This window comes from Rania fehmarnensis (assembly GCF_056494185.1).
This window is the reverse complement of record NZ_CM151398.1, coordinates 6435601-6448195: the sequence shown is the minus strand read 5'-3', so window position 1 is coordinate 6448195 and position 12595 is coordinate 6435601. Positions and strand designations below refer to the sequence as shown.

General features: G+C 54.8%; 7 protein-coding genes. 3 read left to right on the top strand and 4 right to left on the bottom strand.

What is annotated here, in order from left to right:
- Nucleotides 1-16 precede the first annotated feature (16 nt).
- A complete protein-coding gene (secA, locus tag SH573x_RS22090; RefSeq protein WP_479349965.1) occupies nt 17-3739 on the bottom strand; it encodes a preprotein translocase subunit SecA in 3723 nt (1240 codons plus the stop codon).
- 406 nt (nt 3740-4145) lie between these two features.
- Here secA and SH573x_RS22085 point away from each other — a divergent pair, with 406 nt between their 5' ends.
- The 3 genes from SH573x_RS22085 to SH573x_RS22075 all read left to right on the top strand — a co-directional run bounded on the left by SH573x_RS22085 (nt 4146) and on the right by SH573x_RS22075 (nt 6999).
- The gene (locus SH573x_RS22085; protein WP_479349964.1) at nt 4146-5186 is read left to right on the top strand and encodes a WD40 repeat domain-containing protein; all 1041 of its coding nucleotides are present in this window, start codon (nt 4146-4148) and stop codon (nt 5184-5186) included.
- A 157-nt stretch (nt 5187-5343) separates the two neighbouring features.
- Nucleotides 5344-6351 carry a 4-hydroxythreonine-4-phosphate dehydrogenase PdxA gene (gene pdxA / locus SH573x_RS22080; RefSeq protein ID WP_479349963.1) on the top strand — a complete coding sequence of 336 codons (1008 nt, stop codon included), beginning with the start codon at nt 5344-5346 and terminating at the stop codon, nt 6349-6351.
- 141 nt (nt 6352-6492) lie between these two features.
- On the top strand, nt 6493-6999 hold the full coding sequence (locus SH573x_RS22075) for a tRNA (cytidine(34)-2'-O)-methyltransferase (RefSeq protein WP_479349962.1): 507 nt from the start codon (nt 6493-6495) through the stop codon (nt 6997-6999).
- A 101-nt stretch (nt 7000-7100) separates the two neighbouring features.
- On the opposite strand, the gene SH573x_RS22070 is transcribed toward SH573x_RS22075, so the two are convergent.
- The 3 genes from SH573x_RS22070 to SH573x_RS22060 all read right to left on the bottom strand — a co-directional run bounded on the left by SH573x_RS22070 (nt 7101) and on the right by SH573x_RS22060 (nt 12555).
- Nucleotides 7101-8357, bottom strand: coding sequence for a polysaccharide pyruvyl transferase family protein (locus SH573x_RS22070; protein WP_479349961.1), 1257 nt, complete (start codon nt 8355-8357; stop codon nt 7101-7103).
- An 80-nt stretch (nt 8358-8437) separates the two neighbouring features.
- Nucleotides 8438-9490 carry a tetratricopeptide repeat protein gene (locus SH573x_RS22065; RefSeq protein ID WP_479349960.1) on the bottom strand — a complete coding sequence of 351 codons (1053 nt, stop codon included), beginning with the start codon at nt 9488-9490 and terminating at the stop codon, nt 8438-8440.
- A gap of 11 nt (nt 9491-9501) precedes the next feature.
- Complete coding sequence (locus SH573x_RS22060) at nt 9502-12555, bottom strand: hypothetical protein (RefSeq protein WP_479349959.1); 3054 nt, start codon at nt 12553-12555, stop codon at nt 9502-9504.
- Nucleotides 12556-12595: the final 40 nt, after the last annotated feature.

Sequence of the window (12595 nt, the reverse complement as noted above, 5' to 3'; positions counted from 1 at the left end):
AGCCTATGCCACACAGTTAGTCTTGGCCCATGTGGCAGTTCTTGTATTTCTTGCCGCTGCCGCAGGGGCAGGGATCGTTGCGACCGACTTTGGTGCCGAGGTTGCGAATCGGTTCGGCTTTCTCTTCGGCTCGGCCGGCGCGATCGGCGGCGGCCAGATCGCGTTCTTGGTCGCGAGTGGCGGAGGCCGGTGTCGGGGCAGCCAGGGCGGCTGCTGGCGGTGGCGAATCGTGTCGCGCTTGAGTCTCGCGCATCGAACTGCGGACATCTTGTTCGTCCAAGTGCTCCATGCGGAAGATCAGGTCGGTCATGCGCTCGCCGATGGCGAACCACATCTGACCATACATCTTCATGCCTTCCCGCTTGTACTCGACCTTGGGATCCATCTGTGCATAGCCCTTGAGGCTGATGGCACTTCGCAGATGGTCCATGGCTAGCAAGTGATCTTTCCAGGATGAGTCGACGATGCTCAGCAGCAGTTGTCGCTCCATCTTGCGCATCTCTGGGAAATAACGATCATCGATCGCTTGTTCCACCTGGCGTCCCAATTGCTCTTTGTTCAGTTTGGCTAGTTCGTTTTTGTCGATCTTGACTGCCAAGTTTTGATCGAGCCAGTCGCCCAGCGAATTCATGGCACCATTACCACCAGAGACTTCGCGAACCGTTGCCTGATCGCGGTCACCGAAAAACTCATTCAGCTTGGCATGCGCCGTAGCGGCTTGCTTGGTACCAACTTCGTAGTTGGTGACGCTGAAATTCATGAGGGCTTCTTGCAGATCGCCCAACGAGGTCATATTTAACTGTTCGGGCGAAATCGACGTACCGAAACGTTCAGACGCCCAACGCGCCAGGCCCTCACCGTCCAGTCGCACTTGATTGGCGCTGACCATTTGCCCGAAGTGCGTCATGCCGACGATGACCGGATATTCCGATTCTTTACGACGGTAGGCATCTTCGGCCATGGCTACCAGACGCTGCTTGATCTGCTCGGCTTCGAGCGATCGAACTTGATCCAGTTGGACATCGATACCGAACTTGTGTTTCATCCACGCGATGAGCATGTTAATACCGTAGTGCTCATCCAGCAGCGTAGCGCCTTCGGACAAGTCCACCGCATGAACTACTTGGAATGCCCGTTCGATCAGCACTTCATCGATACTCTCGCGCGGCGTCTTTTTGAGATCGCTGACGCGATAGTTAGTGCCGTAGCGTGTGTTCATCCATTTGCACAGCGCTTCCCAGTTCCAATCCGTCTCGTCTTCGCTCTCAGGCAGATTTTCTTCGATCGCATCCATCACTTGCGTTTCCGCTGAGCGTTCGGCCAAGTCGATGGCGAAGGCGGCGGCGGTTTGCGGATCGAGATTGCGGAACTCGCGAGCCTCCAGCTGGCAAGAGAGCTTGCCACCGGCGTACTTGGCGTAGGCTTCTGCACCGAACAGTGGATCGGTGTAAGTTTTGACGAAGTGATCGATCTGCTGCTGGATCTGCTCCAGCACCAAATGGCGGCAGCTGACGCCTTCGAGAATCTGTTGACGATAGCTATAGATGCGTTTGCGCTGCTGGTCCATGACTTCGTCATATTCCAGCAGGTTCTTGCGGATGTCGAAGTTGCGTTCTTCTACTTTCTTTTGAGCGCCGGTGATGCGGCGGCTTATGAACGCATTCTCAATCGCTTCGCCATTGCCCATCCCGCCGAAGCGTTCCATCCAGTTGCGGACCCACTCACCAGCGAAGATCCGCATCAGGTCGTCTTCGAGCGACAGGTAGAATCGGCTGCTGCCGGGGTCACCTTGACGACCGCAACGACCACGAAGCTGCAAGTCGATGCGGCGCGACTCGTGGCGTTCGGTACCAATTACATACAGGCCGCCGATCTCGCGAACGATCTGGCCCTGCTGTTTCATGTGTTCGCGCTGTTCGATTTCATTGACCAGCGTTTCCCATTCTTCGCGCGGCACATCTAAACGCGTCGTATATTTATCCTGCAACAATGCCCAAGCCATCGTCTCAGGGTTACCACCCAAGATAATGTCGGTACCACGACCCGCCATGTTGGTGGCGATCGTGACGCCGCCCATGCGTCCAGCCTGAGCAATGATCTCGGCTTCGCGACGATGGTGCTTGGCATTGAGAACCTGGTGCGGAATTCCGCGCAGTTCGAGCAAGTGCGATAGTTGTTCGCTCTTTTCAATCGATACAGTACCGACCAACACTGGTCGGCCGCGGCGCGAAACGCGAGTCACCGCCGACTTGGCAACGGTTTCCGACTCGCGCGTCTCTTTGTTCTTAATGGTGTATTCTTGATCGTTTTCCTTGGTGATTTCGCCAACGATCTCGGTACCATCTTTTTGGACCAGGATATCCCACTTACTGTTGCGTTCGATGTCGTCGGCAACGGCCTGGTACTTTTCCTTCTCGGTCAAGAAGATCGTATCGGCGTATTCGATACGCTGCATGCGCCGGTTGGTTGGAATAGCCACCACATCCAAGTGATAGATCTTCCAGAACTCGGCCGCTTCGGTCATGGCCGTTCCGGTCATGCCTGAAAGTTTGTTATACAGTTTGAAGAAGTTCTGCAACGTGATCGTCGCCAGGGTTTGCGTCTCTTCTTTGATCTTGACGCCTTCTTTGGCTTCGACAGCTTGATGCAGCCCGTCGCTCCATTGCCGGCCTTCCATCAAGCGGCCTGTGAAGTCGTCGACGATGATAATCGAATCGTCTTTCACCACGTACCGCACATCGCGCTGATACAGATAATGGGCCTTCAGCGCATTATCCAGCAAGTGCGGCCACTCCATATTGCCAGCGGTGTAAAAGCTCTCCACGCCGGCTAACTTCTCGGCAAAACGGACACCGTCATCGGTCAGATTGACTGTGTTATCTTTCTCGCTGACGATGAAGTGTTCTTCTTTCTTCAGCTGTCGCGCAATGCGATCGGCTTCCGCGTACTTGCCCACATCTTGGTGAGCAGGACCCGAAATGATCAGCGGCGTACGCGCTTCGTCGATCAAAATGTTGTCGACTTCGTCGATGATTGCGTAGTGCAGTGGCCCTTGGACTTGCTGCATATACGATGGAAAACGATCGTCGCCGCGCGCCGCCAGACGCATGTTGTCGCGCAGGTAGTCGAAGCCTAGTTCGTTGTTGGTGGCGTAGGTGATATCGCAGGCGTACGCCTTCTGGCGCTCGTCGTTCTCCAGTCCGCTTTGAATCGCCCCGACGGTCAGGCCCAAGCCCATATACAATGGGGCCATCCATTCCATATCGCGCCGCGCCAGATAGTCGTTGACGGTGACGACATGGCAGCCTTTGCCGGCCAGTGCATTCAAATAAGCGGGCAAGGTCGCGACTAGCGTCTTACCTTCACCGGTTACCATTTCCGCAATTAGACCGCTATGCAAGACGATGCCCCCAATCAACTGGACATCGTAGTGACGCATATGCAGAAAGCGTCGACCACCTTCGCGACAAGTCGCAAAGGCTTCGATCAGAATATCATCAAGCGTTTCGCCGTCAGCCAGACGCTTGCGGAACTTGACCGTCTGTTCCCGCAATTGCTCATCCGTCAACGTCTTCATCTTGTCTTCAAGCGCGTTGATCTGTTGCACTTTGTATTCAAAGCGCTTGATCTGTCGCGCATTCGACGAGCCAAAAACGCCAGTCAGACCGCGTTCGAAACCTTGCAGTATGCTGGAAAAGAACGTCCCAGTCCCTTCCCAAATTCTTTCCAGAACTTCCATGGCCACCCGGAGCTTTACATGAGCGTAAGCGCGTTAACGTAAGTTTCGTAGAGCAACTAATTTACCGTTTCTAAAGGTAGTGGTTTTTCCGCTATCGGTCAACCGCGATGTGACCGGGCTATTTTTCGTCTCTTCGTAGCCGAAGTCGCTAGACTTTGAAGGCTTCTCGTAGCCGAAGTCGCCGGACTTTGGAAGCGACGCCAATTGATTTCCAATCTCTGGCGAGATCGGCTACATACCCAGACCCCTCCCGAATCTCGCAAAGGCTCGATTCGACCTCCCCAGGGCGAAGCCCTGGAGAGGTGACAGGCTGGCAGCCTATGCCACACGCCGAGGCTAAAATTGAACTATAATGAAGCTCGCTCGAATTCCCACCTTTTTGACCCACTTCCGAGTCCAACCACTCATGACACACTTGCTATCCATCCGTGTGCTTGTCCAAGTTTTGTCTGTTCCCGCAATGATTGTTGGTTTGAGCATCGCAGCCCGGGCCGAAGATCAAGCCAAAGCTGATGCGGCGGTGGCCAGTGGTCCATGGATCACGGCCGTACGCTGGGTCGACGACAATCAATTAGTTGCCGCCGAGTCCCAAGGATTGTTGCTGCGAGCAGGTAAGGTACACAAAGTGGCTGCAGCCGAACCAGCCAAATTGGAGACTCTGGGCGAAGAAGAAACTTCAATCTGGGCAGTTTTGCCATTGCCCGAGGGCAAGGTGCTGGCCAGCAACTACAAAGGCGAAGTCTTCTTGCACGGCGCTGGTGAAGCACAAAAGTTCGAACTCAGCGCACGTTGGATTCGCACTTTGGAAAAGGCTCCCGGCGATGGCCAAGCACTGGCGGGCACCGAAGACGGTAAACTGGTCGTGCTATCTTTGGGCGAGCGCAAAGAGACCAAACGCGTCGATGCACATGCCGCGGCTATCTTCGATATCGCAGTCAATCCAGCTGGCGATAAAATTGCTACCGTTGCCGGCGATGGCTCGGTTAAGGTCTGGAGCTGGCCCGCACTGGAACCAGCCGGTTCGATGGCCGCAGGTAAAGATGCAGTGTGGGCTGTACAGTTTTCCGCCGATGGTACCAAGCTGATTACCGGTGGAGCCGAACGCCGCGTACGCCTGTGGGACCTGGCCAAAGCGAAACTGATCATGAGCATCGCTGTGACTCCTGACTGGGTAACATCGCTGTCGCTAGTTCCCAATTCAACTCTGGCTGTTGCCGGATGTATGAATGGCAAGGTAGTCGTAGTCGATTACGCCGCCATGTTGCCCGTCGCGCAACTGGACGGGCCTGGTAGCGCCATCTGGTCGGTGGCCGTTTCACCCTCGGGGCAAAAGGTCGCGCTTAGCACGCGCAAGCACGGCTTGGCCATGCTGGAAGCCAGCCAGTGGCAAGAGGCAGCCAAAGCCGTCGCTGATCGCGTCGCCAGCGAAGTGCCCCCCGCCCCGTAAGGATTTACACTCCTACTCCTACTCCTACTCCTACTCCTACTCGTACTCGTACTCGTACTCGTACTCGTACTCGTACTCAGAACCATTTCGAGTAGGAGTAGGAGTAGGAGTAGGAGTAGGAGTAGGAAAACTGACGCTATCCCGGTGCCTTCACTCTATGCAACATCGCAAACGGATTGGAATAACGATGGGCGACCCGGCAGGAGTCGGGCCCGAGATTGTGCTGAAGATGTTGCAGGATGAGTCGGTCGCGCAGACCTGCCAGCTAATGATTTTTGGCGATGCAGGTGTGCTCGAGCACTGTGCAACCGTCACCAATCAAGTATTTCAGTGCGATCGACAATTGCTAACTGAGTATGTGAACAGCCAACCGACCGCCACTGGACACTTAGTCGTCGACTGCCAGGCGATTGAGCGTGATGCGTTTGTACCAGGCCAGATCTCTGCAGTCACAGGCGAGGCCAGTTATCAATACATTCAGCGGGCGATCGACGCTGCTCTGGCTGGCCGAATCGATGCGGTCACGACAGCGCCGATCAGCAAAGAAGCTCTGCATTCGGCTGGGCACAAGTATCCTGGTCATACTGAGATGTTTGCCGAGCGGGCTGGTTCGCTGCGGACTTGCATGATGCAGTATTCGCCTGAAATCACTTGCACCTTCGTCACGGTCCACTGCGGATATGCCGAAGTCCCGCAACTACTGACCACCGCGCGTGTGCTAGAAGTTATTGAACTGACGCATGACGCGCTGTTTCGGCTCCGCGGCCACCATCCCAAAATCGTCGTCTGCGGTCTGAATCCGCATGCCGGTGAACATGGACTCTTTGGCAATCGCGAAGAAGAACGCATCATTCAGCCGGCGATTGAGGCCGCTCGAGCGCGTGGCTTGGATGTCGAAGGTCCGCTCCCACCAGACACCGCCTTCTTGCCGTGGAAGCGTGAGACCACGGACGCCTTTGTGTGCATGTATCACGACCAAGGGCATATTCCTGTAAAAGCTCTGGCGTTTGATTCCGCCGTCAATACGACTTTGGGCATTTCGATCATCCGTACCAGCGTCGATCACGGCACCGCATGCGATATCGCCTGGCAAGGTAAAGCTCGGCCGCACAGCCTGCGAGCCGCCATCGAAGTTGCCCGTAAATTAGCCCAGTCCAAATCATGAGTAGCGGAAGCCGTCAAGGCTTTCGATCCTGTCTCGACTTCGAAATGCTTAACGCATTCCGCTACGACGAAATGCTTGACGCATTCCGCTACGACGAGATGCTTGACGCATTCCGCTACCGGGTGAGGTATCTATCGTTTCATGTTTAATGTCGTGCTTTTTCAACCCGAGATTCCGCCCAATACGGGCAACGTTGTGCGGCTGACAGCCAATGCGGGCTGTCGTTTGCATTTGGTTCGCCCGTTGGGATTCGAACTGTCGACCAAACAACTGCGCCGCGCAGGCATGGATTACGCCGAAGTTGCAGAGGTATGCATTCATGATGATTGGTTAAGTTGTCGCCGCGCACTGATTCAGCAACGTTGGTTCGCATTCAGCGCGCGAGCCACACAGTCGTTTTCGGAGATAGCTTACCAACCCGGCGACGTGTTTTTGTTTGGCCCAGAATCGACCGGACTGCCGGCAGAGATACAAAATGAATTTGCCCCGGCGCAGCGTTTGTGTTTGCCAATGATCCCGGGTTGCCGCAGCATCAATCTGTCGAACACCGTGGCCATCGTCGTTTACGAAGCCTGGCGACAACTGAGATATGCTGGCTCGCAGCTCTCCACCGACCTCGCGTCGGTGGAAGCACGACTGCTGGGCTAGGGTCCAGCGACCTAGCCCATCAGTCATCGGTCCACCGAGACGAGCTCGGTGGGGCCGAGTCAGTCATCGGTCCACCGAGGCAAGCTCTGTGGGGCCGTTGCTCACAGGATCACATGCGATAGGACATGCATCGTTTCAGCTTGTCGCCTGTTGACAAACTGCTGCGCTTGTTCGACTTTGCTGGCAGTGGCTGTTCGGTTCGTTAACATGTCCAGCACGGCTGCCGGGTAACGCTCCATGTCGCTGGGCTGGTCGAAATCGAAGAGCCACTCGCTCAGCCCAATGTCGCGCCACATGAAGCCTTTGCTCGTCTGTTCCGCAAAGCGGCCGACGATAGCTGGGATACCGTTGCCGATGCACATGATTGGACTATGCATCTCCAGTCCGAAGAGGCCAGCCGAGCGCAGGTAGGTGCTCAGGGCCTCATCTGTTAACCAAAATGTATCCCGCCACACGACGCGTTTTTTTATATCGTCGGGCAATTTGTCAAACAGCCACGTGCGACCAATGTCGACCTGCGTCTTGTCCTCTGGGCAGATGAGCACTTTCAAATCTGTCTCGCGGACGATTTTGATGATTGCATTCCGCAAGGGTGCATGATCGTGGTCGAACATCTGCTGATTGCGCGCATCTTTGACTGGATCCAACTTGGTATTCTCGCGGACCAACCAATAGGGCGTATTGCGAGCTCGTGGAATACAGCATGCGAATTTTCCTGGCTGGAGATCATGTTGGCGCAGCCAGCTTTCTGCGGCTGCATCGTTGCGCAGGTCGCAGGCAAAGGCGCCATCGGGTGCAAACTCGAGCCGCGGGCAGGCGATCTTTTCTGCTTGGGCTTTCTCTAGCGAAATTGAATCGCGAAAAAACACGAACTCGGCTTGCCCCAGCAGCGTGGCTGCTTCCTCGTTTCCGCCGGCATAGGTGATACCATAAACTCCGAAGGGCTTTTTAACATGAGTCACAAACGCAGCCACGTCACGCATGGCAACTAGTGATGGTCCCGAGCCATGCAACAGAAAATCGCACCACTGCAAAGCTGCGCGCAAGGGCTCGTTGTTGGCCCGACCTTCCGCGTCGATGACGCCTTTGACGATTTCCAGTTTAGGAAAACGTCGGTGTTCCATCGCCGCCACTTCGGGTGATAAATCATGCGAAGCCCACAACCGAACTTCGGTCTCAGGCAAGTACTTTTCGATTAGTGCCAACACTCCCGGCGTATGCGCAATATCGCCAATATTGACAACTTGCCACGAAGACCGCAACAAGATCCGCTTTGGCGCAGGCGCATAGGCAAGCGCTCGCCCCGATGCCAATCCGGCAGCAGATAGGGCAAGCAGAAATTCGCGGCGACCAGGCATGAATCTCAAATCTCAAATCTCAAAACTTCAAACTTCAAACTTCAAACTTCAAACTTCAAACTTCAAACTTCAAACTTCATCTACTTTTTGTTGGCCCAAGCGCTGGCGGGATATTTGGAAGTCAAGCGTGTGCGGGACTTCATGCCGTTGGGCGGATCGCCGATTTTGGGGAAGAGTTGACTCAACTGATAGAGAGCTTCGGCGTGTAGTTCGGGTGAACTTGGGAAGAGCAAATCCGTGCGCAGATAGGCTAGCGCGGCTTCGCGATCTTTGCCTAGCGCCTGGTAGCACAGTCCCATGGCGTTGTAGATTCGAGCAAACAATAATTGGTCGGTGGAGTCGTTCTTTTTTACCAGGTCTTTCAACTTGGTCAGGGCTTCCTCGGACTTGCCTTCTTTGGCGTCGCACACTGCCAGCCCCACTTCGGACAAGTTCCTTAGTGGTGCAATGGCTTTGGCCGCTTCGGGATCGGCGATCTTGGCGGCGACGATTTGCTCGAAAGACTTGCGTGCGTCAGGCAACTTGCCCATGGACAAGGCCACGTCACCCAGTTTGTATGCGGCAGTGGCTTTGACTTCAGCCGCTTTGGCCGTAGTTAGTTCCTTGTAAAAATTGCTGGCCGCATCGGGCAGGTTCATGGCCATCGCCAAATCGCCCAGCGTCTCGGCTGCCTTGTAAGCATTGTGTGAATCGGGATTGCCGCGGTGTGCAGCCATCAGCGTTCCAGCGGCCGCCTTCGGATCACCCATGCCTGAGAGCGCCATCTTGGCGGCTACATAACCTTTGTAGAACGCGACCTCTTTGGCAATGCGTTCATCCTTTTGAGCCGCGACTTTCTTGAGTTCTGACTCGGCTTGATTGAATTGTCGATTGGTAATCAGCGTACGAGCGTTATCCAGCGCATTGGGTTCATCATCAAAGACAACCTTCGAGATTTCATTGGTGTTGTATGTCTGCGTCTTGCCTTTGACCGCGATCTTGACTTCATCGCGCGTGATCGATTCGATTTTGCCGATGGCAGTCACGCCTTTGAACAAGAAAACCTTGTCTTTATCTTGTGCGCTAGCTATTTGGGCAGCGGCAGTGCAGACCAGCAGTGTAAACGCGACGGCTAATTTGGAGTGTATATGCATAAACATGTTTCCTACTTCAGACCAACTGTTTCTTTGCCGAGTTCTTTTTGAATACTCTTCAGGAGCGCGTCAAATTTTGAATACCACGCCGGTCCACCTAGATCTTTCTTGAGGTAGCGCGTCGAACCGATTTCGCGAGCGGACAATTCGAGCAGCTCTGTTTTGCGATTTGCATCTGAGGCGGCATAGCGCACGAGAGTCTGCGATAACTTGTAGCGAGCATTTAAGAACGGTTCCGCTTTGGTAGGATCTGCGATTGAGCGTTGCAGACGCGACGAAATACCTTTCCAGCCCCAGATCTTGTTGGCATTATCGCCATTGATGGCCATGTCGAACTTGTCCTTGGCGCCGGATTCGGCCCAGGAAGTGAATGTCTCGGCGGCCGCTACTTGGAAATCGAGCACCGCTTCCTTTTGAGCCAAGACTTGCGCGAGTTGCTCGATCGCTTGTTGATATTGACCTGAGTTGCGCAGGCCTTGGGCCAGCGTTACGCGCACGGCCAACTCTCCGTTGGGAGCTGGTATCCAGCCTGGCGTTTTGGCTCCTTTGGTCAGGATACCTTCGAGCAAGTTGGCTGATTCACGTTGGAGAGCTTGTTTGGTCTTGCTAGCCGAAGCGTCCAGTTTGCCTGCGACATTGCTGAGCGTGCTGCCGGCCCAGAACTTGGTGCTGTACTCTTCCGAGTTATCAGCTACTTGTTTGCAGAGCAGGATCATGCCTTCGGCCAGTTTCTGCTTGACGTCATTGCTCTTGGCCCCGGTTACCAGGTCTTCCAGATCGCGAGCCAGGCTGACAAAGATGCCGGTCAGCAGTTTGCCGCCTTCTGCATCATCGCCGGCAGCCGTTTTCATCTCGTCGATCAAGGCTTCAATTTCTTTGATAACGTTTTCATTCTTGTCGCCACTGGCTAGTTGACTGACCGTGAACTGCAGTGCGGTGCGATAGCTGTTCAGTTTGGCAATGCGATCGTCGACCAAGGCGGGGTTGGCCCGCAGCAGTGCGACAGGTGCGAGTTCTGGGTTGGTCATGAACTTGGCAGCGTCTTCAACTTTACCCGACGCTAGCTGCAAGCGGACGAGCAAGTTGATGGCCTCCATCGCGCGGACATCAATTTCATCTTTGGGGATATCTTTCAATCCCTCGCTCAATAGTTCTGCCGCTGCATCGCGCCTGGCAAGGTGTTCAGGTGAAGGTGGGGATGATTCGTCTTGTTTCACATCATTCTGAAAATACTCGTAGGCCAGGCGAATGCCGATGTCGCGTCGCAAAGCAGCGGAACTACCAGAATCGGCCGGCAGTGTGGCCAGGTAGGTGCGGGCCAGTTCCATGTTCCCAGCATTCATCGCCAATTGCACCAATGTGGCCGTCGCCGCTTGTGTTTCTTTGGCATCGGGCCAGGTGGCCACCATGAATTCGGCAAATGGTTGCAACTGGACGCCGACCTGCATGCGCGATGCCTCATCCGATGCATTGATCAATTCGCGATAACCGGCCAGCGAAATCGTTGCAGCCTGCAGTCCAGTAGGCGTACCGGCTAGTTGCTCGGCCAGGAATTCACCAATAGAAATGGCAGCCCAAGGATTGCCACGCTGCAATTCGATATAAGCCAAACGGTAACGCGTCTGATTCAGATCATTGATATCGCCGCCCTTGGTGAACATGCGGATGGCGGTCATATACAATTCGGAAGTTTGTTCTTCCAAACGCGCCACCGTCGTGTTGCTCGACTCGAGCTGAGTCTTCAAGCTGCCCTTTTGAGCCTCGTCGGTTTCCTTGTCGAGAGCTTCTTGCAAAGTCTGCTGGGTAACGAGCTCCGTTTGTAATGCATCAAAGCGACTCTCAGCTTCTTTGATCGCTTGCTCGTAACTGGTTACCTTGGGCAGTTCGACCGGTGCCTCGCTCTTGTCACGTCCCATCCCCAACTGCGTCATCAACTCGCGAGCCGAGGTTTGGTGTGGCCCATTGATGGCAGCGATGCGTTTGAGTTCGTCGCGCACATCCTTGCGCAAGCGGGCAATATTGCGATCGTCTTTGTCTTTGCTTTGCAGAGCGGCTGCATACCCCAACTTGGCTTTGGCAGCCGAAAGCTGAAAGTCGATAACGTCCTGCGAACCGCGTTCATCGGGCCGAATTAGTTTTTCCCAGCGTTCGATCAGTTCGACCGTGGCCGCAAATTTGTCTTGATCTTTGGCCGTCCACAGTTGGATCAGTTCGGTAAGCGATTTGAACTGCAGAGCTCTGAGTTCATCGATGCCATCGATACCCAAGATGCGCATATAGCCATCAGCAGCGTCATCGATTTTGCCAAAGTCACGTTGGATGCCCGAGCGATAGAACAGGGCGATATTGCGAGCTTCCTGTCGGTCCTTCTCGTGCGTATAGAATTCCGTGTAAGCCTTCTGTGCCTCGTCGAGATCTTTCTTCCAATCGGCACTGTCTTTGGCAAAGCTGCGACCGCGCTGTTCGGTTGCGAACGCGGCGAGTAGTTCCGCGCGGCGATAGTCACCGCGTAGTTTATCGCGCAACTCCTTCTTGGCCTCGTCTGCCGGATCGATGCGGGCGCCTTGCATTTCCTGCAGGATCCCTTTCAACTCCTCTTGCGTCGATGCGAACACCTTTTGAGCGTCGCCATAAAACTTGGCGGCTTCGGGGTTGGCTGCGTTCGGCTCGGTCGCACTTTTAAGTTCTTCGGCGCGGGCCAATAGCAGATTGCCCAGCCCGAGTCGAGCTTCGCCACGCCGCGGGTGAGTTTGATATTGTTGCAGAAAGTTCTCGAAAGCCTTTTCCGCTTCATCCAGCCGTTTAGCTCGGTTGGGACTGCGCTGCATAGCTGCCGCGGATTCTTGCAGCAGATTGGCGCGCTCGAGCGGAATTTCACGCACGAATTCCGGATCGATTTGCGGGTTCTTTTCGAGATCATCCAGATAGTACAAAGCCAGATCGAAAAGGCCTTCACCCTTCAGACGCTCCAGAAACTGGCGATAGGGTTCATCAGCCTGGACGTTCCCTGCCCACATTGCGAGAACGCAAACCCACAACCAGGTGGTCGCCCAGTTCCGCCGCATCAGTCAGCTCCTGCCTTTTACTTGAACGAGATGAGTGTTC